We start from the raw sequence: 369 nt of genomic DNA on the forward strand, positions 1-369 counted from the left end.
TCTATAACTGCGTTATCTATAAGTTGTTCTGATGGCACGACAATGACTTCCTTTTCTTGCTGTATCTGTTCTGTACGTTGCAAAGGGCTGGCTTTGTAAAGAGAGTGTAAAAAGCGTCTTAACATTTAGTATTCCTTTTATCGCCCATTATTTCTAGTTTTTGTTTCACACTATTTAAGTGATCACACGGTGTGATTCAGTATTGGCGCGCTTTTAATGACGTTTTGAAGTGTTCGTTTAACTAATGATGGTATGAATTTTCGTTGGTCAATGATGTTCAATAGCTGTTGGGATAAGGTCTGTTGTGAATATTGATTAATGATGATGCCGCATAGGTTGGCATTGGCATCATTCAGGTAGCTAAGGGCG

1 pseudogene is annotated in these 369 nt (G+C 38.2%); it reads right to left on the bottom strand.

What is annotated here, in order from left to right:
• Nucleotides 1–182: 182 nt before the first annotated feature.
• Nucleotides 183–369: pseudogene (locus AB4585_RS24995) on the bottom strand (hypothetical protein); the annotation flags it as partial.

The organism is Vibrio sp. 10N.222.49.C9 (assembly GCF_041474985.1).
Taxonomy (GTDB): Bacteria; Pseudomonadota; Gammaproteobacteria; order Enterobacterales; family Vibrionaceae; genus Vibrio; species Vibrio crassostreae_C.